Annotated in this window: 17 protein-coding genes; 6 read left to right on the forward strand and 11 right to left on the reverse strand. The window is 50.1% G+C overall.

The features are described 5' to 3' along the window. Positions 1–2 precede the first annotated feature (2 nt). From UCH007_RS01820 to UCH007_RS01830, 3 genes are all read left to right on the forward strand, one after another. Positions 3–794 (forward strand): type III pantothenate kinase, encoded by a 792-nt coding sequence (locus tag UCH007_RS01820; protein ID WP_046960909.1) that lies wholly within the window; start codon positions 3–5, stop codon positions 792–794. Between the two features lie 101 nt (positions 795–895). Beyond that, on the forward strand, positions 896–2,077 hold the full coding sequence (gene coaBC, locus UCH007_RS01825) for a bifunctional phosphopantothenoylcysteine decarboxylase/phosphopantothenate--cysteine ligase CoaBC (RefSeq protein ID WP_046960910.1): 1,182 nt from the start codon (positions 896–898) through the stop codon (positions 2,075–2,077). A gap of 89 nt (positions 2,078–2,166) precedes the next feature. Then, positions 2,167–4,809 (forward strand): valine--tRNA ligase, encoded by a 2,643-nt coding sequence (locus UCH007_RS01830; protein WP_046960911.1) that lies wholly within the window; start codon positions 2,167–2,169, stop codon positions 4,807–4,809. On the opposite strand, the gene UCH007_RS01835 is transcribed toward UCH007_RS01830, so the two are convergent. The 6 genes from UCH007_RS01835 to glyA all read right to left on the reverse strand — a co-directional run bounded on the left by UCH007_RS01835 (position 4,806) and on the right by glyA (position 12,468). Beyond that, entirely contained in the window at positions 4,806–5,879 is a 1,074-nt protein-coding gene (locus UCH007_RS01835) for a PAS domain-containing sensor histidine kinase (protein ID WP_023651979.1), read from the reverse strand. The genes UCH007_RS01830 and UCH007_RS01835 overlap by 4 nt on opposite strands. Beyond that, positions 5,860–6,558, reverse strand: a complete 699-nt coding sequence (locus UCH007_RS01840; RefSeq protein WP_012881703.1) for a response regulator transcription factor — start codon at positions 6,556–6,558, stop codon at positions 5,860–5,862. Before UCH007_RS01840 ends, UCH007_RS01835 begins: the two co-directional genes overlap by 20 nt. A gap of 102 nt (positions 6,559–6,660) precedes the next feature. Continuing rightward, a complete protein-coding gene (locus UCH007_RS01845; RefSeq protein WP_041330661.1) occupies positions 6,661–7,344 on the reverse strand; it encodes a hypothetical protein in 684 nt (227 codons plus the stop codon). A gap of 24 nt (positions 7,345–7,368) precedes the next feature. Next, positions 7,369–10,227 (reverse strand): preprotein translocase subunit SecA, encoded by a 2,859-nt coding sequence (gene secA, locus UCH007_RS01850; RefSeq protein WP_046960912.1) that lies wholly within the window; start codon positions 10,225–10,227, stop codon positions 7,369–7,371. 3 nt (positions 10,228–10,230) lie between these two features. Beyond that, entirely contained in the window at positions 10,231–11,205 is a 975-nt protein-coding gene (locus UCH007_RS01855) for a ribose-phosphate diphosphokinase (protein WP_046960913.1), read from the reverse strand. Between the two features lie 15 nt (positions 11,206–11,220). Then, a complete protein-coding gene (gene glyA, locus UCH007_RS01860) occupies positions 11,221–12,468 on the reverse strand; it encodes a serine hydroxymethyltransferase (RefSeq protein ID WP_046960914.1) in 1,248 nt (415 codons plus the stop codon). A gap of 133 nt (positions 12,469–12,601) precedes the next feature. On the opposite strand from glyA, the gene UCH007_RS01865 reads away from it, so the two are divergent. From UCH007_RS01865 to UCH007_RS01875, 3 genes are read left to right on the forward strand one after another with little or no spacing between them, the layout of a single operon-like run. Next, a complete protein-coding gene (locus UCH007_RS01865) occupies positions 12,602–13,222 on the forward strand; it encodes a uracil-DNA glycosylase (RefSeq protein WP_023651984.1) in 621 nt (206 codons plus the stop codon). A gap of 6 nt (positions 13,223–13,228) precedes the next feature. After that, on the forward strand, positions 13,229–14,884 hold the full coding sequence (locus UCH007_RS01870; RefSeq protein WP_010936215.1) for a ribonuclease J: 1,656 nt from the start codon (positions 13,229–13,231) through the stop codon (positions 14,882–14,884). A gap of 19 nt (positions 14,885–14,903) precedes the next feature. Beyond that, positions 14,904–17,348 carry a DNA translocase FtsK gene (locus UCH007_RS01875; protein WP_023651986.1) on the forward strand — a complete coding sequence of 815 codons (2,445 nt, stop codon included), beginning with the start codon at positions 14,904–14,906 and terminating at the stop codon, positions 17,346–17,348. 49 nt (positions 17,349–17,397) lie between these two features. Here the strand turns inward: UCH007_RS01875 and UCH007_RS07775 are convergent, their stop codons facing one another. From UCH007_RS07775 to UCH007_RS01895, 5 genes are read right to left on the reverse strand one after another with little or no spacing between them, the layout of a single operon-like run. Continuing rightward, positions 17,398–17,538 carry a hypothetical protein gene (locus tag UCH007_RS07775; protein ID WP_010936217.1) on the reverse strand — a complete coding sequence of 47 codons (141 nt, stop codon included), beginning with the start codon at positions 17,536–17,538 and terminating at the stop codon, positions 17,398–17,400. Continuing rightward, positions 17,522–19,528 carry an excinuclease ABC subunit UvrB gene (uvrB, locus tag UCH007_RS01880; protein ID WP_046960915.1) on the reverse strand — a complete coding sequence of 669 codons (2,007 nt, stop codon included), beginning with the start codon at positions 19,526–19,528 and terminating at the stop codon, positions 17,522–17,524. Before uvrB ends, UCH007_RS07775 begins: the two co-directional genes overlap by 17 nt. 45 nt (positions 19,529–19,573) lie before the next feature. Further along, complete coding sequence (gene ruvA / locus UCH007_RS01885) at positions 19,574–20,158, reverse strand: Holliday junction branch migration protein RuvA (RefSeq protein ID WP_023651988.1); 585 nt, start codon at positions 20,156–20,158, stop codon at positions 19,574–19,576. A 1-nt stretch (position 20,159) separates the two neighbouring features. After that, positions 20,160–20,657 carry a crossover junction endodeoxyribonuclease RuvC gene (gene ruvC / locus UCH007_RS01890; protein WP_023651989.1) on the reverse strand — a complete coding sequence of 166 codons (498 nt, stop codon included), beginning with the start codon at positions 20,655–20,657 and terminating at the stop codon, positions 20,160–20,162. Between the two features lie 3 nt (positions 20,658–20,660). Continuing rightward, positions 20,661–21,416: a YebC/PmpR family DNA-binding transcriptional regulator gene (locus tag UCH007_RS01895; RefSeq protein ID WP_041330665.1), complete on the reverse strand. Its 756-nt coding sequence runs from the start codon at positions 21,414–21,416 to the stop codon at positions 20,661–20,663. Between the last annotated feature and the right edge of the window lie 40 nt (positions 21,417–21,456).

A 21,456-nucleotide genomic window follows, 5' to 3' on the forward strand; every position in this document is an offset into this window, starting at 1 on the left:
TTATGAATAAACAAACTGCTGCTGAACGACTTGTTGCCGTAGATATCGGCAATACCAGTGTAAATATAGGTATATTTGAGGGCGAAAAACTGCTGGCAAATTGGCATCTGGGTTCGGTTGCTCAGCGTATGGCTGACGAATATGCCAGTCTGCTTTTAGGCCTGCTGCAGCACGCCGGTATACGCCCCGAAGAACTAAATAGGGTAATCATGTGCAGTGTTGTGCCGCCCCTTACCACTACTTTTGAAGAGGTATTTAAAACTTATTTCAAGGCTGTTCCTCTGGTAGTGGGTGCGGGCATAAAGAGCGGGGTTAAGATACGAATGGATAATCCCCGTGAAGTTGGGGCTGACCGCATAGTAAATGCCGCTGCCGCCAGAGTGCTTTACCCTGGGGCATGCATAATAGTGGATATGGGTACGGCCACTACCTTTGATACACTTTCGGAGAGCGGGGAATATATAGGCGGGGCGATTGCACCGGGTATTGCCACCTCGGCTCAAGCCATTGTAGAGAGGACATCAAAACTGCCTAAGATTGAAATAATCCACCCCGCTAGAGCTATCGGTTCTAATACTGTTTCGGCTATGCAGTCAGGGGTATATTTCGGTTATATCGGGCTAGTGGAAGAACTGGTCAGACGGATTCAAGCTGAGTTGGGGCAGAAAACCAGGGTGATTGCTACCGGCGGATACGCCTCACTTATAGCCGAAGGCAGCCGTATGTTTGACATAGTACGTCCTGACCTTACTCTTCAGGGGCTCAGGCTTATTTACCAGATGAATCAGGTTTAAGGGCTTTTATTTTGCAAAAATGAAATAGATGGTACGGCAACAGCTTCCCTTGTGTTCGGGACATCTAATAAGGGGTATTTGCCGTGGGAGTGCAAACGGATATGAAAAAGAAACAAACAATAGTTTTGGGGATAACAGGCAGTATTTCTGCCTATAAAGCGGCGGATATCACCTCCAAACTGGTTGGCGAAGGGTATACAGTCAAAGCGGTTATGACCGAAGATGCCTGCCATTTCATATCTCCCCTTACCATTCGGACGCTTAGCCACCAGCCGGTGGTAACCAGTATGTGGGATATGAATTCCGAATACAGTGTAGAGCATGTCTCACTGGCAGAGGAAGCGGATATTATTCTGGTAGCTCCGGCTACCGCTAATATCATTGCCAAGCTTGCCTGCGGCATGGCAAATGATATGCTTTCGGCTACTATTCTGGCTTGTAAATCACCTGTCATAATAGCTCCGGCTATGAATGACAATATGTATTCCAATCCTGTTACCCAGCAGAATATATCAAAGCTCAAGGAACGGGGTTTTGTATTTGTAGAATCGGAATACGGCCGGCTGGCTTCGGGGAAAACTGGGCAGGGCAGGCTGGCTTCGCTGGATAAGGTATTGGGCTCAGTTACCCAGGTTTTGGGTAAAAGCGGACCTTTGGCCGGGAAAAAACTGGTTATCAGCGCAGGGGGCACCCGTGAACCGGTTGACCCGGTGCGTTATCTGGGTAACCGCAGTTCCGGTAAAATGGGCTATGCTCTGGCAGAGGAAGCTGTCAGAAGGGGTGCCAGCGTAAGGCTGATTTCAGGGACTGTTGATAAACCTGCCCCTTTTGGAGTTGACATAAAGTATGCAGAAACCGCTATGGAAATGTTTATCTCTCTCAGAGAAGCGGTCAAAGGGGCAGATGCCCTAATTATGACAGCTGCTGTGGCAGATTACCGCCCGGAAAAACCGGCGGCGGACAAGATTAAAAAAGGGGATGGGGGGCTCGATTTGCATCTGGTAGCCAACCCTGATATTTTGACTGCTTTGCAGGGTGATTTTGTTAAGGTGGGTTTTGCGGCTGAAAGCCGTGACCTTATGATAAATGCCGTTAAAAAAATGGCTGACAAAAATCTGGATATTATTGCGGCTAACGATATCAGCCAGCCGGACAGCACCTTTGGTTCTGACACTACCCGCCTGACCCTTTTCTTTAAAAGCGGGCGGATAGAGGAAATGCCGCTTATGTCCAAAAAGGAAGCGGCCATGAGACTTCTTGATGAACTTTCAGCTTTACTTTAAAATTTGATTTAATACGCTCAAAATAAGATTATATAGTTCAAGTCAGATGCGGGGTGTTTACCCGGCCGCAGTTTGTGAGGTTAATTGATATGGCTCAGTGTTCCGATTTACCTGAAATGGCTAAAGCTTATGAAGCCGCCGAGGTTGAGAAAAAATGGTATCAGTACTGGATGGGGAAAGGTTATTTTAAGCCAAACCCTGATTCAGATAAAAAACCGTTTGTTATAATCATGCCACCGCCCAATGTTACCGGGGAACTCCACCTTGGTCATGCTCTGACAGCCACATTGGAAGATATTATGATCCGCTGGCACCGCATGTTGGGTGAACCGGCTTTATGGCTGCCGGGTGCGGACCATGCCGGTATTGCCGCTCAGGTAGTAGTGGAACGTGAACTAGCCAAACAGGGCAAAACCCGCCAAGAGCTGGGACGGGAACTTTTCTTGGAGAAAATGTGGGAATGGGTTAATCCCTGCCGTGAGAGAATCCGCCACCAGCATATGCGTCTGGGTGCTTCGTGTGACTGGGACAGGGAGACCTTTACTCTGGATGAAGGACCAGTTAAAGCGGTGCGTGAGATATTCACCAATCTTTACGAAAAAGGATTAATCTACCGGGGAGAGCGGATAATCAACTGGTGTCCCCGCTGTGCTACCGCTGTTTCAGACCTTGAGGTAGACCATAAAGATTTAGCCGGGCATATCTGGCACTTGCGTTACCCTCTGGAAGACGGAAGTGGGTTTGTCACCGTGGCGACCACTCGGCCTGAAACCATGCTGGGGGATACGGCTGTTGCCGTTCACCCGGACGATGTTAGATATACAGGTATGGTAGGTAAGAATGTCCTTTTGCCCATTATGAACCGCCGCATACCTATTATTGCTGACGAAGCAGTAGATATGGCGTTCGGTACGGGTGCGGTCAAGGTTACGCCTGCCCATGACCCCAATGACTTTGAAATGGGGCTTCGCCATAGCCTGCCCATGATTACCATTCAGAACCGTGATACTACCATGAATGAAAATGCCGGCCCCTGCAGCGGAATGACAGCCAAAGCCTGCCGTGAGTACGTGATCTCGGAGATGAAGTCACTGGGTCTGCTGCTTAAGATAGAGGATTATATCCATTCGGTGGGGCATTGCCAGCGCTGCAGCGCGGTTATTGAACCTATGGTCAGCAAACAATGGTTTGTTAAGATGGAACCTTTGGCTAAACCGGCTCTGGAGGCGGTAAACAGCGGGCGTATCCAGATACTGCCCGAAAGATTTACCAAAGTTTACCAGAACTGGATGGAAAATATCCGTGACTGGTGTATTTCCCGCCAGCTTTGGTGGGGTCACCGTATACCCGTCTGGTACTGCCCCTGCGGTGAGATGATAGTTTCCAAGGAAGACCCGACTGCTTGCCCCAAATGCGGCGGTACCAAGTTGGAACAAGACCCGGATGTGCTGGATACATGGTTTTCTTCAGGTTTATGGCCGCACTCTACTTTGGGCTGGCCTGACCAAACCGAAGATTTAAAACGTTTTTATCCAGGCTCGGTTCTGGAAACCGCCTATGACATTATCTTTTTCTGGGTAGCCCGGATGATTGTCATGGGTATAGAGGACATGAAAGAAGTCCCTTTCCGCACCGTTTATCTGCATGGCTTGATACGGGATGATAAGGGCGAAAAAATGAGCAAAACCAAGGGGAATGTGATAGACCCGCTTAAGGTTATTGACCAGTACGGAACAGATGCCCTGCGGTTTGCGGTAACTTTCGGCACTTCCCCCGGGAATGACTCAAAACTGGGGCAGACCAAGCTTGAGGCCGCCCGTAACTTTGCCAACAAACTCTGGAATGCCAGCCGTTTTGTCATTATGAATTTGGGTGAAGGGAAAGAACTCTTGCCGGAGGCCGAATTGCCCCTTGAAGACCGCTGGATATTCAGCCGTATGAACAGGGTTACGGCAGACGTAACCCGTCTGATGGAGGAGTTTCAGTTTGGTGAAGCCCAGAGGATTTTACAGGATTTTGTCTGGGGTGAATTTTGTGACTGGTATATTGAGCTTGCCAAAGTACGGCTGCGTGATGAAGCATCCGTTTCCCCCCGTCCGGTGCTGGTTAAGGTGCTTTCCACCATTTTGCGGTTGCTTCACCCCTACATGCCGTTTATTACCGAAGAGCTCTGGAGCTATTTGAGACCGTACCTGCCGAAATTACTCTGCGAAATGGATATTATCGTTGCTCCTTTCCCGCAAGCGGACAAGGCTTGTTTTGATGAGCAGACCGAAAGTGTTATGGGCAGTCTGGTTGAAATAGTCCGCTCCCTCCGTAATCTGCGGGCGGAACATAACGTGGAGATTTCCCGCTACATACAGGCCAATATATATGCCGGAGATATGGCAGAGGTTCTCAGTAACTACTTAGGGGCGGTAGAAACCCTTTCCCGCTCCCGCCCGGTGAATATCCTGCCCTGCCACTATAGCGGTGCGTCTACTGCCACTGAGGTGGTTCTGGTGCTTAACGGAATTGAAGTGGTGGTGCCCATGTCTACTATGGTAGACCTTGAGGCAGAGGCCAAACGGGTAAAAGCTGAAATTGCTGAGTTGGAAAGCCAGATAGAACGGCTTTCCGCCAGGCTACAAGATGCGCAGTTCCTGGCCAAAGCACCCCAGGCGGTGGTAGACAAAGAACGTATCAAGCTTGAAGGTTATATTGAGAAAGTAAGCCGCCTGAAAGCGGCTTAGGAAGCTTGCTTGGCATCAGGGTTGATAGTAGGCACTTCGGCAATCACGGTAGTTCCCTGTCCGGGGTGAGTAAGTATGTGTATATGCCCGCCAATCAGCTGGGCACGTTCGTGCATACCTGCCAGGCCTAGTTTGCCGTTTTGAGCCAGATTGTCAGTCTGTTCCGAAAGGTTAAACCCTTTGCCGTTGTCCTGGATAGTCAGTAAAATGGCTTTGGGTTTGAATTCCAGTTCCAGCCGTACCCAGGTGGCCAGTGAGTGTTTGCGGATATTATTAAAGGCTTCCTGAGCGATGCGGAAAATAAGCAGCTGGATTTCGGCTGTCAGCTCTACTTCACGTCCTTTTATATTTGACTCAGTATGTATCTGCCCGTCCTGTGCCAGTTTCTCGGTCAGCCATTCCAAGGCGGGTATCAAGCCTAAATCATCCAGTATACGCGGCCGCAGGTCCTGGGCTATACGCCGCAGGCTTTCAAGGGCCTCTTCAGACTGGCTTCGCAGGGCATCAAGCTGGGGTTTGCAATCTGCAATGTCACGTTCAGACTGCTTACCCAAATTGTCTATCTTTTGCATCAGCAGCAAGAGCAGGGGGGCTACTTCGTCATGGAGTTCACGTGAAATACGTTTGCGTTCAGCTTCCTGTGCCCGTATTACATCCTGAACGAATGACTTCATGTTTTGCTGACGGCGAAGTTCTTCGGTGATATCCCGGGCTATATTTTGAAAACCAAGTACTTCGTCAGCTGATTTTACTAGAGTAGTTGCCATACGCAGTACCGCTACTGAACCGTCATGCCGGCGGATTTTTTGTTCGTAAGGCATTTTTACTTCTGCGCCGGCTGCCATACGGGCATTCATATCCATTATCTGGTCATACTCGGAGGCAGTAGTCAGCAGGTCTTTCAGGTTTTTCTGTTTAAGCTCGGTTCGGGTATAGCCTGTCAGGTCGGCTGATGCCCGGTTGGCGTATACAATATGCCCCTTCCGGTCATAAAACCAGATAGCATCGGAGGCATTTTCAAATAAACAGCGGTGGCAGAGTGCCGGCGGTTTAAAGCGTGTTTCGGTCATAGCCTTCTATCCCTTGAGGTACATCTTCAAGCATTACATAACCTTCGCGGAAGCCTTTGACAATAGCTTCAGTGCGGCAGCTGCAGCGCATTTTATTAAATATATTTGAAAGGTGGGCTTTTACTGTCCGCATGGAAAGGGTCAACTTATCGGCGATTTCGCGGTTGCTCAGACCCTTTGATGCCAGTTGGAGTATTTCGACTTCCCGCGGGGAAAGCTGGCCGCGGACTTTATCTTCGTCAGATTCCTTGCTCACATTTACCACCCGTTCCAGCAGTTTTCGGGTTGCAATAGAATCCAGTACGGATTCGCCGGCTTTTATAGCCCTGATAGCCCCTACAATTTCATCGCTTTTGGCGCTTTTCAGCAGGTAACCGCTGGCTCCGGCTTCAAGCAAACCGAGTATATAGCGGATATCGCTATATGCCGTAAGTATTAGGATACAGGTAGACGGGTTATTTTTCTTTATAAGTTTGGTTGCTTCCACACCGGTCAGTCTGGGCATGACTATGTCCATAAGGACTACGTCCGGTTTGAACTGAGCTACCATATCAACGGCTTCCTGCCCGTCTCCGGCTTCGCCGACTACTTCAATGTCTTTTTCCTGGCTTAACAATCGGCTCATACCCTCTCTAAGGACTGCATGATCATCAGCTATCAGGACTTTGGTTTTTGCCATGTTAAGCCTCCGTAAGTGGGGAATTAGTACTGTTAAATGATTGTATTATATCTTTGGGACTATAGCAATACATCATTTGATGAAATGCCCGAAATGGCCGGCTTAGCCCGATTTTTGCTGAAGCCGCCGGGCATATTTTTTAAGATAATTGAGGGACTTATTGGTGTCGGAAGCGACTCTGGCTTTTTCGCTGTGAAGCAGACGGTATTTAAATAACCAGTAGGTGAACTCTTTGAGCTGATGGATTTTTATGGTACTGGTTTTGGAATAACGTTTTTCGCGGCGGAACTGATCCAGCATTTCGTCATGGGTGCGTTCATACAACTGGACAAAGGCCTCGTCTATAACTGTACCTTCCCTGCGTACCCCCAGTGAGCGGTGTTCTTTGCGGACTTCACTCTGGGTAACTACCAACAGCGCTTCTTCTACCGTGATACCGTAAAAATAGTTCAGGTACTGGCGGTAACGCACTTCCCCCAGAAATGCCATAAGTTCGTCAGACGTGAGTTCCTGAGGTGCAATCCCCTTGAAAAGAAGGTTATCCCTTTCCTGAGCAGGTATCAGGTCTTCCAGTTCGCGGCTGAAGCGTTCAAACAGAAGTATCAGGTCAAGTGCTTCACCGCCAATCAGGTACTGGTAGTGCCGCCCGGCATATTCTTCACTTTCCAGCGGCCAGGAGGCGGCTGCTTCCAGCATAGCCGGATACCATGTCTGCCCTTTTTCTATGGCTGCCCTGAGGCGGGCAATAACCAGTTCCGGGGTTTGTCCGTTTAATATTTCAGTCAACTGATTTATCCGTTTGCCAAGTGTTTATTTGCCGCAGCATTTTTTGTATTTTTTGCCGCTGCCGCAGGGACAGGGGTCATTCCGGCCTACTTCTTTAGCAGCAGGTGCGGCCGGTTGGGTAGCGGCTTTGGCGGAAACACCGGGTATAGCGGCGGCGGGTGCGGCCGGCAGGGGTTTTTGCTGCTGCACCGGGCGGGAGGCAGCCTTGGCGGTGGCAGATTCAGTTTGGTGCTGAATCTGGATTCCAACCCGGTAAATATTGTGAACAACATCATGTTTGATAGTTTCCAGCAATTCCTGAAAACGTACATGCCCTTCGTTCTTATAAGCTATCAGCGGGTCACGCTGGGCAAAAGCCTGAAGCCCTATTTCCCGTCTTAAGTTTTCCATAATAGTTAGGTGTTCCACCCACAGAGAATCAAGGGTGTGGAGCATAATAATCCGTTCAAGCAGCCTCATTGAGCCTGCCCCGGTTTCATCTTCCTTTTTCTGATAGAGCTCTTCGGCGGTACGGGTGAGGAGTTCGGTTATTTCCTCCCTGGAAAGTTTTGCCAGTGCCTCTGCATTTATTTCTGCGGGCAGGGCAAAAATACCGCCTATATGGGTGACTAACCCTTCCAGATTCCATTCGGAAGAGTCATATCCCTGGGTATGTTCGGCAGTCTGGGTCATTATCTCTTCCCGAATCATATCCAGTATGTTTGATTTCAGGTCTGCTCCGGAGAGTATCTTGCGACGTTCCGCATAGATAACCTCGCGGTGCTTGTTAACTACATCATCATATTCCACCAGGTGTTTGCGCACGTCAAAATGGTAACCCTCCACCCGTTTCTGGGCGTTTTCCAGAGTACGGCTGACCAGCCCGTTTTCTATGGGGGTGTTTTCGTCCATGCCGGCCCATTCCATAATGCCCTGTATGCGTTCACTCCCGAAACGGCGCATGATATCATCATCCAGTGCTACGTAGAAACGGGAAGAACCGGGGTCTCCCTGGCGGCCTGAGCGTCCTCTAAGCTGGTTATCAATCCGTCTGGATTCGTGGCGTTCTGTACCTATTACGTGTAAGCCGCCGGCTTCCAGCACCTGCTGGTGATGGGCCTGCCACTGTCTATAGGCTTTGTCATCATCTTTAGACGGTTCTTTGCCGCCCAGCAGTATATCCACACCGCGTCCGGCCATGTTTGTAGCTACGGTTACCGCACCGGGTTTGCCTGCCTCGGCTACCACCTGAGCCTCTTTTTCATGCTGTTTGGCATTAAGTACCTTGTGCTCAATACCCTGCCTTTTTAGCATATTTGAAAGCATTTCAGAGTTTTCAATGGAAACTGTACCTACCAGCACCGGGCGTCCCAGGTTCCGCATTTCGTTTATTTCATTGACCACTGCTTTGAATTTGGCGGACTGGTCTTTATATATCTGGTCACCGTAATCTTCGCGGATGGCGGGTTTGTTGGTGGGGATAATAACTACTTCCAGTTTATAAATCTTGGAAAATTCCTCTGCCTCGGTAGCCGCCGTACCTGTCATGCCGCAGAGTTTACGGTACATGCGGAACAGATTCTGGATGGTCACGGTGGCATAGGTCTTGCTTTCCTGCTGGATTTTTACGTGTTCTTTGGCTTCAATAGCCTGGTGCAAGCCCTCGGAATAACGTCTTCCCAGCATCATGCGGCCGGTGAATTCATCAATTATGATAACTTCATTTTCCTTGACTACATACTGGTGGTCTTTCTTATAAAACTCCTTGGCGGAGAGGGCATTCCGCAGATGGCGGATAAGGGGGGCATTCTGGGGGTCATATAAGCTGCTGCCCTTCATAACTCCTTCGCGTGAAAGCAGTTTTTCCACATTTGCCCAGCCGTCTTCGGTCAGTTCGGCATTGCGGTCTTTTTCGTTTATCTCGTAGTCTTTCCCTGCCGCCAAACGGGGAGCCAGCCGGGCAAAGACCTCGTACAGTTTACCTGCCTCGGTATCCGGGGCGGAGATAATAAGAGGTGTGCGGGCTTCGTCTATAAGCAGGTTGTCAATTTCGTCTACTATGGCATAGTTCATTTCCCGCTGGACGCACTGGGCAAGGTCCGGCCGCAGATTATCCCGCAAATAATCAAAGCCGAATTCGGTAGAAGTGCCATAGGTAATATCTGCTTTATAGGCTTCCTGCCGTGAGACAGGGCGGAAATGCGCCCATGGGTCATTGGGTGTTTCTGAGGTATAAGCCGGGTCAAACAGCCGCGAAGGCAGTTCTTCGGTAGGAGTTTGCATAGGGTAAATACTGGAAACGCTGACCCCCAATGCATGGTAGACCGGCCCCATCCAGTAAGCGTCACGTCTGGCCAGATAGTCGTTAACTGTTACCAGGTGGACACCCTTTCCCAGCAGGGAATTAAGGTAAAGGGGCAGAGTGGCTACCAGGGTCTTACCTTCACCGGTGCGCATCTCGGCTATCTTGCCGTGGTGAAGCACCATACCGCCGATAAGCTGAACGTCATAGTGCCTGAGGCCTATATTGCGGCGGGAGGCTTCCCTGACAGCAGCAAAGGCTTCGGGCAGAATTGCGTTAAGAGCGGCATTTTCTTTAACGGAAAGGTCTTTGTTTAAAGACTCAAGCTTAGCCTTGAGGCGGCTTTGTTTGCTGTTGTCAGCCGTTTTCTGGGCTTCAACAAGTTCGGCAGCAGTGTTGGCAATATCTTTCCGGATGCCTGCAGCGGTGGTTTCAAAGGTATCCTTCAGGCGTTCCTTAAATTCGTCAGTCTTGGCCTTTAGGGCTTCGTCACTGAGGGCGGTGAAAGAACTTTCAAGCTGGTTTATTTTGTCTACCAGCGGTTCAAGTGCCCGGATCTCCTTCTCGTTTGAGTCTCCGAAGCCGGAAAAGAATTTAAACATGGTTTACTCCATTTGCATCTGATCGTACATCTCGCCGATGGAATTACCGGTATGTATCCGGTAAATAGCCTCACCGATGAGAGGTGCGATGGAAAGAACAGTTATTTTATCTATTTTCTTGGGGGGAGTAAGAGGTATTGAGTCAGTTACCACCAGTTCCTTTATGGGGGAGGCCGCAATGCGCTGGATAGCCGGACCGGAAAGCACCGGGTGAGTGGCGCAGGAATATACTTCCTTTACCCCTTTGTTTATAAGTATATTTACGTTGCCTACCAGTGAACCGGCGGTATCTATTTCATCATCAAAAGTCAGGGCGTTTTTGCCCTCTACATCGCCGATGATATTTATAGTGCGGGTTATATCGTTATTGCCCATCCGCCGTTTTTCTATAATGGCCAAAGGGGCATCCAGTTTGGCGGCAAAATCACGGGCTTTTTTAGAAATGCCCACGTCGGTGGCTACTACTACCAAGTCTTCTATTTTCTTCTTCTTGAAATAGTTCGCCAGCAGGTTTTCAGCAGTCAGTTCGTCTACCGGCATATCAAAAAAGCCCTGTATCTGGGGGGCATGCAGGTCTACGGTGAGTATACGGCTGGCACCGGCGGTGGTTAAAAGGTCAGCAATAAGGCGGGCGGTAATGGGCACCCGCGGCTGGTCTTTTTTGTCAGTGCGGCCGTAGCCGTAATAAGGCAAAACCGCCGTAATTCTCTCTGATGAAGCCCGTTTAAGGGCATCCATCATAATAAGCAGTTCCATTATGCTTTGGTTGACGGGTGAGCAGGTGGGCTGGATAACGTAGACATCTTTCTGGCGGACACTTTCCTGTATTCTGACGAATATGTTTTCGTTTGAAAACTGGAAAACTTCGCATTTGCCCATCTGAACCTTCAGGTAGTCTGCTACCGCTTTGGCCAGATCAGGATTTGCGTTGCCGGTGAAGATTTTCAGTTCTTCTGTCAAATTGCCGTTAACCAACACGTCCGTTCCCCCTTTTTATGCGTCTATACCGGGTACAGGGAATTTGCGGCAAAGGTGAACTACCTCAGCCAGCACCTGTTTTTCTACATCTTCATTGCCTATGTTTTTAAGTACCTTGCCAATCCAGCTTACAGTCTGGCGGATTTCAGCTGGCCCAAACCCGCGGCTGGTTGCCGCCGGGCAGCCCAGACGTATGCCTGCAGGTACGTTGGCAGTCTGATTTTCGGCAAAAGGTACGGTATTACGGTTTATTACAATACCGGCTCTGCGCAGTGCCAGCTGAGCATCGTAACCGTTTACCCCTATGGGGCTAAGATCTACCAGCACCAGGTGGTTGTCAGTTCCGTCTGAGACCAGGCGTAAGCCCAGCTTGCGTAGTTCCTCAGCCATTACCTGGGTATTTTCAAGAGTCTTTTTCTGGTAAGTAACAAAACCGGGCTGCATAGCTTCCTGAAAAGCTACCGCTTTGGCGGCAACTACCTGCATAAGGGGGCCGCCCTGCATGACAGGGAATACAGCCTGGTCAATGGCTTTGGCGTATTGTTCTTTGCACAGGATAAAGCCGCCCCGCGGGCCGCGCAGGGTTTTATGGCTGGTAGAGGTAACTACATCGGCGTATGGCACAGGTGAGGGATGAAGCCCGGCGGCTACCAGACCGGCAATATGGGCTATATCCACCATCAGCTTGGCGTCCACTTTGTCACAGATAGCCCTGAAACGTTCAAAATCCAGTATGCGGGGATAGGCTGAGGCACCGGTCACAATCATGCGGGGACGATGCTCCATAGCCAGTTTTTCCAGATTATCGTAATCAATCCGTTCGGTTTCGGCATTCAACCCGTACTCAATTACATGGTAAAGTTTGCCGGTGAAGTTAACCTTTGAACCATGAGTCAGATGTCCGCCATGGGAAAGGGTAAGACCCATTATGGTATCACCGGGTTTTACCATGGCGAAATAGGCAGCCATGTTAGCCTGAGCCCCGGAATGGGGCTGGACGTTGGCATGTTCGGCATGGAACAGGGTCTTGGCCCTGTCTATAGCCAGCTCTTCTACGGCATCTGCATATTCACATCCGGCGTAGTATCTTTTACCGGGATAACCTTCGGCGTATTTATTGGTGAAAACTGAACCCTGAGCTTCTAAAACAGCTTTGCTGGTATAGTTTTCCGAAGCAATGAGGTCAATTGTTTCTTTCAGGCGGGTGGTTTCCTGCATTATGGCATTATAAACTGCCGGGTCCGAGGTCTTTAAAAAGCTCATGGCTCTCCTTTCAGGTGTAAAAAAACAATCAGCGTAAGTCTACAACGCAAGGGATATTATATCAAATTGACTTGACATATTGACAGTGTTATCATAACCCTATTAGGCAGCTAGATGTCAGATAAATAATATAATGCACGATAAAGAAGAATTACTCAAGGGCGTATATTCGGAAATAACCCGCTGTGTACGTTGTAACCTTCATACCACCCGCACCCGTTCTGTCCCCGGCGAAGGGAATGCCGATGCCAAGATTATGTTTATTGGCGAAGCCCCCGGCTTTAACGAAGACCAGCAGGGGCGTCCTTTTGTAGGTGCAGCCGGCAAATTCCTTACGGAGCTTATCCACTCTATAGGTCTTACACGGGAAGATGTGTATATTACCAATGTAGTTAAAGACCGTCCGCCGGGCAATCGTGACCCCTTGCCGGACGAGATTTCTGCCTGTCGCAATTTTCTGGACCGCCAGATAGAAATAATAAAACCAAAAATAATAGTCACTCTGGGCAGGTATTCTATGGCCAGGTATTTCACCGGTATTACCATAAGTAAGATTCATGGTCAGCCGATGAGACGGGACGGGATAATTTATTATCCTATGTACCACCCGGCCGCAGCTCTGCATCAGGGGGGCTTACGTAAGGAGATTGAGCAGGATATGCTCCGGATACCGGGGTTAGTTGCAGAGCTGGAACATGCTGAGGCACTTTCAGTTCCCAAAGAGCCTCCTGCCCGGCAGTTAGACCTGTTCTAACGAAGTATGGCAAAACCTAAACTGAAGATTGTACCTCTGGGTGGCCTGGGTGAGATAGGCAAGAATATGATGTCTGTAGAATATGGGGAGGATATTATCCTCATAGACTGCGGGCTGATGTTCCCGGAAGAAGAAATGCTGGGTATAGATTTGGTTATACCTGACATTTCATACGTGCTGGAAAACCGCGAAAAAGTGCGGGGCATTGTAATTACCCATGGTCATGAAGATCATATAGGGGCATTACCTTATATACTCCCCCAGATAAATGTACCTATTTATTGCACCAAACTTACCCAAGGGCTTATTTCAGTAAAGCTGAAAGAGGCCAAGCTGCTGCACCAGACCAAGATAAATGTTATCCCGTCTGACGGCACTTTCAAGCTGGGTAAACTCAAAGTGGACTTTTATCCGGTCTGCCACAGTCTGCCGGACTCTGTGGGGCTGGTTATTCAGACGCCTATCGGGGCGGTAGTCCACAGCGGGGATTTCAAACTGGACTATACGCCGGTAGACGGCAAGCCCACCAATCTGTCACGTCTGGCTATGCTGGGCTCGCGTGGAGTACTGCTTTTGATGTCAGACTCCACCCATGTGGAGCTGCCGGGTTATACCCCCTCGGAAACTGTGGTGGGCGAAAATATTGACCGTATTATCGGGGCGGCTACAGGGCGGGTACTGGTGACCACCTTTGCTTCGCTTATTTCCCGCCAGCAGCAGGTTATTGATGCCGCTGCCAAATACGGGCGGAAGCTCTTTTTTGCCGGCCGCAGTATGACTGAGATTCATAAAATGGCGGCTGATTTGGGTTACCTTAAAGTGCCCGAAGGTCTGGTCTGCAATATAGACCAGCTTCAGCGTGTGCCTCCGGAAAAAGTGGTTTTGATGACTACCGGTTCTCAGGGTGAACCTACTTCCGCACTGGTGCGGATAGCCAACCGTGATTTCCGCCATGTCCATATAATGAAAGGTGATACCGTAATTATTTCGGCCTCGCCCATACCCGGCAATGAGTCACTGGTGAGCCGCACTATAGACAGCCTGTTCCGCCAGGGAGCTAAGGTATTTTATGACCGCATAGCCAAAGTGCATGTACACGGGCATGCCAGCCAGGAAGAACTGAAGCTGGTGCTTAATCTGGTCAAGCCCAAGTATTTTGTGCCTGTACACGGCGAATACCGCCACTTAACCATGCATGCGGAGCTTGCCCGGACTATGGGTGTTGCCCCGGAAAATACTTTTATTATGGAAGACGGGGATATACTGGAGCTTAATACCAAGTCCGGCCGTATTACCGGCAAAGTTCCCTCCGGCAATGTTTATGTAGACGGTCTTAGCGTGGGTGATGTGGGTGGGGTGGTACTCCGCAACCGCCGTATGCTTTCGCAGGATGGTATTGTGGTGGCGATTGTAGCTATCAACAAGCAAACCGGTATGCTGGTAGGCAGGCCGGATATTGTTTCCAGAGGTTTTGTTGACCCTGATGAATCTAAAGCCATGCTGGATGCCAGCCGTGACCTTATAATCAAGCTGCTTGACCATGACGGTAAAGACATTCCCGAAGGGGCTATGTATAATGACGTCAAAGAAACGCTGAATAAGTTTTACTACGAGCAGACTAAACGGCGTCCTATGGTTATTCCGGTTATGGTAAAAGTGTAGGTTTGTAAATGAGGTTGATATGCCTAAAAAAGAAGACCCTAGAGAAACCCTGCGGAATGCCCGGCCCAGAGCTAAATCTGCGGCTAAGGTAACTGCCCGTCCGTCTAAAAAAACCGCTCCGGTACGCAGCAAGGCTAAAAAACCCGCTGCTAAGAAGGCTTTTTCAAATACCCCGGTCAAAGGTGGGGCTTCCTGGCTTTGGGTTATGCTGATAGCTTCGGCTATGGCCTTTGTGGTCTGGCAGTGGGAAGGCGTAATGGACTTTTTTGCCAATTTCGGCAGCGGTACGGCCGGGTTGTTCGGCTGGGGGCTGCTGCTTATTCTTTTGGGTATTATTATAGCTATTGTGGCTCTCAGGTTTGACCAGATGTCCGAATGGGCTCACCGTTACCGCTTAAATCTCTGGAACAAATGGCTGGGCGGGGTAGTGCTGATTCTGGCGGCCTGGGGAATGCTGGGTATGATGGATGCCGGCGGTGATATAGGTCTAAGCATACTTGGCGGTAACGCTGATATAAACGGGTTTATGCGGGTGCTGGCTCTGATTGTACTGGGGGTTATCCTTATAGCTCCGGGTGCAGTCTGGCGAAGCCTCAGCGGGCTTTTCAGGGGCATTTTCAGCCCCTCCCGCCGCTCTAATATGCCCGAAGTGGCCCGCCTTGACCGTACGGTAGTCAGCCGCCCTGTATTCGGCGGTGATGAAGACCGTATTGATATGGGTGAAGAGGCACGCAGACCTCTGCCTGAAAAAGCTGCCCCTAAGATAGAACTGCCCTCTATAAAGCTGCCGTCTTTCGGCAAAGCTGAATCACGGGTAGTAGAAGTAAAAAACCCGCTGGCGGCTAAAAGTACTCCCCAGACCGAGCTTCCCAATATGCCGCCGGAGGCTGCCGCTAAAGAACCTAAACCGGCTGATGAGCGCACTGATGCAGACCGCAAGCAGATAGCTTCCGAAGTCTGGAAAAAATATGGTGAGGCTGAGGGGATAGCCGAGGTGGACGGCTGGAAACTGCCGCCTATAGAAATGCTGGATAAAACTACCGAAATAGGTTTTTCGGAAGCGGATAATCTGCAGCGGGCACGGGCTATTGAAGAAGCCCTGGCCAGCTACGGGGTGGAGGGCAAGGTTATCCAGATAAATGCCGGTCCTACCGTTACCCAATTCGGGGTTGAACCGGGCTGGGACCGCAAGTTTAAAGAAGTTAAAGAGCGTGACAAAGACGGGGAGACTGTTTCCCGCCAGGTGGAGGTTTCCAAGACAAGGGTCAAGGTTGACCGGATTGCCTCTCTGGCAAACGACCTGGCTCTGGCTCTGGCTGCTCCTAGTTTACGCATTGAAGCCCCGGTGCCGGGTAAATCCATAGTGGGTATAGAAGTGCCCAACACTTCATTCGGGGTGGTATCTATGCGGAGCGTCATGGAGACCAATACTTTTCAGAAGATACTGGCCCGTTCACCCCTGGCCCTGGCTTTGGGTAAAGGTGCAGGCGGTGAGGCTGTTTCGGGAGACCTTACCAAGATGCCCCATCTGCTTATTGCCGGTGCTACCGGTTCGGGTAAGACAGTTTGTTTAAACTCTATTATCTGCTGTATGCTGCTTAACAATACGCCTTCCAGCGTAAAGTTTATTATGATAGACCCCAAACGGGTGGAGCTGACCCCCTTTAACGGCTTGCCCCATCTGGCTACCCCGGTGATTGTAGACGTGGAAAAAGCCCTTTCCGCCCTGCGCTGGCTGGCGGCCGAAATGGACCGCCGCTATCAGACACTGGCCGCCGCCGGTTCGCGTAATATCGAGGGTTACAACAAGACCCGCATGGGTTCTGACCGGATGGCGTTTATTGTGCTGATAATAGATGAGCTGGCTGACCTGATGATGGCCGGTTTTGATGAGGTTGAACATATCCTCTGTCGTTTGGCCCAGATGGCCAGAGCAGTGGGTATTCACCTGGTGGTGGCCACCCAGCGCCCGTCAGTAGATGTTATCACCGGGCTTATCAAGGCTAACTTCCCCACCCGTATCAGTTTTGCGGTTACCTCTCAGGTAGACTCGCGGACTATTCTGGATATGGTGGGGGCGGAAAAACTGCTGGGGCGGGGCGATATGCTTTATATGCCCACCGAGGCAGCCAAACCCAAACGCCTGCAGGGCTGTTATGTTTCGGATGCCGAGAGTGAACGCCTGATATATTTCTGGACCAACCAGAAAGATATTTCTCCATCTGAAGCTTTGAAGGTTGAGGAGATTACCGCGCCGCCGCCTGCCCAAAAGAGCAAAAGCAAAGACCCTTTGTTTGATGAGGCTATGGCACTTATATCAGAGCATAACAATATTATTTCAGCCTCGTTTTTACAAAGGAAGATGCATATCGGTTACCCCAGAGCCGCCCGTTTGGCAGATGAACTGCGGGAAGCTATTGAGGGTGATGACGGCAAAGCCGAAGTGCCTAAAGATGAGTATTAAATAAACAGCTTACTCTGTATTATAAAAGCCCTGATTTAAATCAGGGCTTTTATTTAGTCTTTTTTTCAACAGCGTCTTTGTAAACTCTGGCCAGACCTTTGCCGTGCTGGGTCATCTTGCGGCGGCGGCTTTCCAGCTTTTCTTCGCGCCGTTCCTGACGGGTTAAGGGGTTTTTACTTGGTTCTTTCATTTTTATTTACGGGGTCTGTTTCAAGTGCCGCCCGCAGTTCCACCACCCTGTCACGGATAAGGGCAGCCCGTTCAAATTCCAGATTTTTGGCCGCTTTTTTCATCTGGCTTTCCAGTTCTTTTATCAAACGGACAATGTCTTCCCTGAGAGTGGGGGCAGGCCTGAATTCGGGGCCGCTGACTTCGGCGGTGACTGAGCGGATACGTTCATTTATATCCTTGATAGCCTTGCGGATACCCTGCGGGGTAATATTGTGCAGGCGGTTATAGTCTTCCTGTATTTTGCGGCGGCGGCTGATTTCGTCCATAGCCCGCTGCATAGACCCGGTGATTTTATCTGCATACATGATAACCTGCCCGTCCACGTGGCGGGCGGCCCGTCCCATAGTCTGGATAAGGGCCTGTTCACTCCGCAGATAACCCTCTTTGTCGGCATCCAGTATGGCCACCAGGCTGACTTCTGGCAGGTCAAGCCCTTCGCGGAGCAGGTTTATGCCAACTATAACGTCATAAACTCCCAGCCGCAAATCACGCAGGATTTCCACCCGTTCCAGCGTGTCTACTTCCGAATGCAGATAATGGGTTTTTATTCCCATTTCCACCAGATAATCAGCCAGTTTTTCAGACATTTTTTTAGTAAGGGTAGTGATAAGCACCCGTTCTTTTTTATCTACCCGTTTTTTTACTTCTTCCAGCAGGTCATCTATCTGGCCGCCGGTGGGTTTTACGGTTATAACCGGTTCAAGCAGCCCGGTGGGGCGTACCAGTTGCTCAACTACCTGCTGGGAGTGTTCTTTTTCATACGGGCCGGGTGTGGCTGATACGTAAATAGCCTGTTTGACTCTGGCTTTAAATTCATCAAAGCTTAAAGGGCGGTTATCCATAGCTGAGGGCAGGCGGAAGCCGTAGTCCACCAGGGTTTTCTTGCGGGCGGCATCTCCGGCATACATACCCCGTATCTGGGGCAGGCTCATATGGGACTCATCAACTATCAGCAGAAAGTCTTCCGGAAAGTAATCCAGCAGTGTCCAGGGGGCGCTGCCTGCTTTCCGTCCTGCCAGGTGGCGGGAATAGTTTTCCACCCCGGAGCAATACCCTGCCTGTTGCATCATTTCAAGGTCATAATTGGTGCGCTGCTTCAGGCGGGCGGCTTCCAGCATTTTGCCCTCGGCTTCCAGTTCCTTCAGGCGGTCTTCAAGCTCGGCCTGAATACCCTTTATAGCTTCGGCCATTTTTTCGGCTGAGGTTACAAAGTGCTTGGCGGGGTAGATATTTATCTCATCTATGTCAGCCAGCAGTTCGCCGCTTACCGGGTCAAGGCCGACTATCCGTTCTATCTCATCACCGAAAAACTCCACCCTGAGAGCCAGTTCTTCGTAGGCAGGCTGGATTTCAAGGGTATCTCCCCGCAGGCGGAACTTGCCGCGGAAGAAATCTATGTCATTCCGCTCATACTGCATATCCACCAGCCGCCGCAGTATAAGGTCACGCCTCAGGGACTGTCCTTTTTTCAAAGGGAGTACGAAACTGCGGTATTCTTCGGGTTCACCCAAACCGTAAATGCAGGAAACCGAGGCTACTATAACCACATCCTGCCGTTCAAACAGGGCGCGGGTGGCCGCATGGCGGAGTTTATCAATTTCCTCGTTTATGTCAGCGTCTTTTTCAATATACATGTCCTTTTGGGGGACATAAGCTTCGGGCTGGTAATAATCATAATAACTTACAAAGTATTCAACCGAATTTTCGGGCAGGAACTCTTTCATTTCGGAGTAAAGCTGGGCAGCCAGAGTTTTATTGTGGCTGATTATCAGGGTGGGACGGTTTACTCTGGCAATTACATTTGCCATGGTAAAAGTTTTACCGGAGCCGGTAACCCCCAGCAGGGTCTGGTCTGTAAGCCCGTGTACCAGCCCCTCAGAGAGTTTTTCCACCGCCTGGGGCTGGTCACCGGTAAGCGCGAAATCCGAAACTATTTTGAAATCAGGCATATTAAAATTATAAACATTTGGATGAGCGGGGGCAATCCGGGGAGGTCACTTATTGTTGAAATAATTAAGCGCCAGTTTTATCCGTTCTTCCAGCGGCAGGCCTGTGATATCTTCCAGACTGGCAATAGCTTTGGCGGCTTCGCCTGCGGAGTATCCCAGCGCGGTCAGGGTGGCTAAAATATCCGAATTGGCTTCGGTAACCTGGCTGAGGATACCTGCCTCCCAGCTTTTAGCTATCTTGTCTTTAAGTTCCAGCACAATACGGCTGGCGGTCTTTTTACCTATACCCGGTATAGTGGAAAGAAGCTCTGTATTGCCGCTTATAATGGCGGAAGCCAGAGCTTCGGCATTCATGGCGGAAAGCATGGCTAAACCCAGTTTGGGGCCTATGCCGCTTACGTCTATAAGGGTTTCAAACAGGGAGAGCTCTTCGGCTGTGCCGAAACCAAACAAGTTCAGGGCGTCTTCGCGGACATGGAGGTGGGTAAATACCCGTACTCTCTGCCCAAGTTCGCCGATAAGGGCAGGCGAGGAAGCCGGCATATAGGTGCGGAAACCCACTCCGGATACATTTATTACCGCCCAGTCTTTGCCGCTGGCTTCCAGAATACCGCTCAGACTTGAAATCATTTCAGTCTCCCTGTGATGTTATATTTGCAAAAGCCCTGTGGCTGTGGTGGCAGATAGCTACTGCCAGGGCATCAGCGGCATCATTGGGCTGGGGTATTTCAGCCAGATTTAACAGCAGGCGCACCATTTCCTGTATCTGTTCTTTGGAGGCATTGCCTGAACCGCTTACCCGGCTTTTTATACAGGCGGGGCTGTATTCGGTAACTGACAGACTGTGGTTGGCGGCCGCAAGCAGGGCTACAGCCTGAGCTTTGCCAATGGCAAGAGCGCTCTTAATATTTTTATCTGCAAACGGGCTTTCCACCGCTACTTCGTCCGGCTGGTATAGTTCAATCACTTCCACCAGTCCTTTATATATATACGCCAAACGCTGAGGTACGGGTGCGCTGGCAGGGGGGGTAAGGCTGGAAAAACCTATCAGTGACAGCTCATCATCTGCGGCCTCAATAACGCCGTATCCCACTACTATTGTGCCGGGGTCTATTCCCAATATTCTCATAAACTAAGCCTGAGAGTGGTATTTCTCCACTACTTCGGGGTCAAAATCTGCGTTGGAAGAAACAGTCTGGACATCATCCAGTTCCTCCAGCTTGTCCAGCAGCTTTAAAACCTGTAGGGAGGTTTCTTCGTCCAGTTTAACAGTATTTTTGGGTATCATGTTTATTTCGGCTGAATCTACAGTAACGCCTTGGGCTTCCAGCTGCTGGCGGACTTTTTCCATATCCGGCATGGCAGTATATATCTCCATGTAGTTTTCTTCTACGTTTACGTCTTCCGCTCCCATATCGATGGCTTTTAAGGAAAGGTCATCGGTATCAAGCCCCACCGTTTCCACTCCGATGACCCCTTTAGCCTCAAATATCCAGGATACCGCCCCGGATTCAGCTAAACTGCCGCCGCTTCTTGAGAACATGTGACGGACATCTGAAACGGTGCGGTTGCGGTTGTCACTCATACCGTTCACCAGTACGGCAACGCCTCCTGGTCCATAACCTTCCAAAACCATCTCAATGACAGTTGTTCCTTCCAGTTCCCCGGAACCTTTTTTGATAGCCCGTTCAATATTGTCTGAAGGCATGCGGTTGTCTTTGGCTTTTTGTATAGCCAGGCGGAGGCGGGCATTTCCTTCGGGGCTGGGGCCGCCCTGTTTGGCGGCGAAGATGATTTCGCGTGAGAGTTTGGTAAACAGCTGGCCTCGTTTGGCATCAGCCGCACCTTTTGCATGTTTTATAGTAGCCCACTTGGAATGTCCGGACATATATTATCTCTCCTGTTGTCTAGCTGCTACCATTCTAGCA

It is taken from the genome of Dehalococcoides sp. UCH007, assembly GCF_001010485.1.
Lineage (GTDB): Bacteria > Chloroflexota > Dehalococcoidia > Dehalococcoidales > Dehalococcoidaceae > Dehalococcoides > Dehalococcoides mccartyi_A.

What these genes read in the sequence shown, in the direction of transcription:
- UCH007_RS01875 (WP_023651986.1), top strand. Translation starts at nt 14,904, where the DNA reads ATGCCTAAAAAAGAAGACCCTAGAGAAACCCTGCGGAATGCCCGGCCC.
- UCH007_RS01895 (WP_041330665.1), bottom strand. Translation starts at nt 21,416, where the DNA reads ATGTCCGGACATTCCAAGTGGGCTACTATAAAACATGCAAAAGGTGCG.
- UCH007_RS01830 (WP_046960911.1), top strand. Translation starts at nt 2,167, where the DNA reads ATGGCTCAGTGTTCCGATTTACCTGAAATGGCTAAAGCTTATGAAGCC.
- glyA (WP_046960914.1), bottom strand. Translation starts at nt 12,468, where the DNA reads ATGAGCTTTTTAAAGACCTCGGACCCGGCAGTTTATAATGCCATAATG.
- UCH007_RS07775 (WP_010936217.1), bottom strand. Translation starts at nt 17,538, where the DNA reads ATGAAAGAACCAAGTAAAAACCCCTTAACCCGTCAGGAACGGCGCGAA.
- UCH007_RS01865 (WP_023651984.1), top strand. Translation starts at nt 12,602, where the DNA reads ATGCACGATAAAGAAGAATTACTCAAGGGCGTATATTCGGAAATAACC.
- ruvC (WP_023651989.1), bottom strand. Translation starts at nt 20,657, where the DNA reads ATGAGAATATTGGGAATAGACCCCGGCACAATAGTAGTGGGATACGGC.
- ruvA (WP_023651988.1), bottom strand. Translation starts at nt 20,158, where the DNA reads ATGATTTCAAGTCTGAGCGGTATTCTGGAAGCCAGCGGCAAAGACTGG.
- uvrB (WP_046960915.1), bottom strand. Translation starts at nt 19,528, where the DNA reads ATGCCTGATTTCAAAATAGTTTCGGATTTCGCGCTTACCGGTGACCAG.
- secA (WP_046960912.1), bottom strand. Translation starts at nt 10,227, where the DNA reads ATGTTTAAATTCTTTTCCGGCTTCGGAGACTCAAACGAGAAGGAGATC.
- coaBC (WP_046960910.1), top strand. Translation starts at nt 896, where the DNA reads ATGAAAAAGAAACAAACAATAGTTTTGGGGATAACAGGCAGTATTTCT.
- UCH007_RS01870 (WP_010936215.1), top strand. Translation starts at nt 13,229, where the DNA reads ATGGCAAAACCTAAACTGAAGATTGTACCTCTGGGTGGCCTGGGTGAG.
- UCH007_RS01835 (WP_023651979.1), bottom strand. Translation starts at nt 5,879, where the DNA reads ATGACCGAAACACGCTTTAAACCGCCGGCACTCTGCCACCGCTGTTTA.
- UCH007_RS01840 (WP_012881703.1), bottom strand. Translation starts at nt 6,558, where the DNA reads ATGGCAAAAACCAAAGTCCTGATAGCTGATGATCATGCAGTCCTTAGA.
- UCH007_RS01820 (WP_046960909.1), top strand. Translation starts at nt 3, where the DNA reads ATGAATAAACAAACTGCTGCTGAACGACTTGTTGCCGTAGATATCGGC.